Source organism: Mesorhizobium sp. M7A.F.Ca.US.002.01.1.1, from assembly GCF_004022955.1.
GTDB classification, from domain to species: domain Bacteria; phylum Pseudomonadota; class Alphaproteobacteria; order Rhizobiales; family Rhizobiaceae; genus Mesorhizobium; species Mesorhizobium ciceri.
Genome location: NZ_RZQE01000989.1, coordinates 1 through 783, shown reverse-complemented (window position 1 = coordinate 783; position 783 = coordinate 1). Strand labels below are relative to the sequence as shown.

The 783-nt window shown below is 59.8% G+C and carries 1 protein-coding gene; it reads left to right on the top strand.

All coding sequences use genetic code 11. The features are described 5' to 3' along the window. Positions 1-43 precede the first annotated feature (43 nt). A partial coding sequence (locus tag EN932_RS37275; RefSeq protein ID WP_164890905.1) for a UDP-glucuronic acid decarboxylase family protein occupies positions 44-783 on the top strand: 740 nt, incomplete at its 3' end.

Here is a 783-nt window from a genome sequence, read left to right as displayed (position 1 = left end):
ATACAATCTCAATGCCCTTCAGCGCAATCCGAGCTTCAGCTGCATCGAGCACGACATCGTCGATGCACTGCCTTCGGACCTTCAGTGCGACGAGATCTACAATCTCGCCTGCCCAGCCTCTCCGCCGCACTACCAGGCAGATCCGATCCACACCTTCAAGACAAGCGTGCTTGGCTCGCTGAACCTTCTGGAACTCGCGCGACAGAACAAGGCCAAGATATTCCAGGCCTCGACGTCCGAAGTCTATGGCGATCCCTTCGTGCATCCACAGCCCGAGAGCTACTTCGGCAACGTCAACACGCACGGGCCGCGCTCCTGCTACGATGAAGGCAAGCGCTCGGCCGAAACCCTGTTCTTCGATTATTCGAGAACCTATGGTCTCGATATTCGTGTCGCCCGCATTTTCAACACCTACGGTCGCCGCATGCAGCCCGACGATGGACGTGTGGTTTCGAACTTCATCGTCCAGGCGCTGCGCGGCGAGGACCTGACCGTCTATGGCAGCGGCCAGCAGACGCGCTCCTTCTGCTATGCCGACGACCTGATCGAGGGCTTTATCCGGCTGATGAATGCGCCGAACGCGCCCGCCCACCCGGTCAATCTCGGCAACCCTGCCGAATTCACCATCATGGAACTGGCGACGCTGGTCGTCGATTACACCAACGCCCGATCGAAGATCGTGCATCGGCCGCTGCCCGTCGACGATCCCAGGCAACGCAAGCCGGACATCTCCTTTGCCAGGGCCAATCTCGGCTGGGAGCCGAAAATCAGCTTGAGCCAGGG